1 protein-coding gene is annotated in these 229 nt (G+C 65.5%); it reads right to left on the reverse strand.

What is annotated here, in order from left to right; all coding sequences use genetic code 11:
• A partial coding sequence (locus NVV99_RS27040) for a hypothetical protein (RefSeq protein WP_260783361.1) occupies positions 1 to 229 on the reverse strand: 229 nt, incomplete at both ends.

The following is a 229-nucleotide window of genomic DNA, read 5'->3' on the forward strand; positions in this document are numbered from 1 at the left end:
GGCCGGTCCAGAAACCGGCGGACTTGGTCTCGAGCGAGCGCAGCACCTTGCCGAAGGCCTCGGTGAAGGTGCGGCCGATCGACATGGCCTCACCGACCGACTTCATGGTGGTGGTGAGAGTGCCGTCGGCACCGGGGAACGTCTCGAACGCGAACCGCGGGGCCTTGACCTCGACGTAGTCGAGGCTCGGTTCGAAGCAGGCCGGCGTTTCCTTGGTGATGTCGTTGAC

The organism is Rhodococcus sp. PAE-6 (genome assembly GCF_025290685.1).
GTDB lineage: Bacteria > Actinomycetota > Actinomycetes > Mycobacteriales > Mycobacteriaceae > Rhodococcus > Rhodococcus pyridinivorans.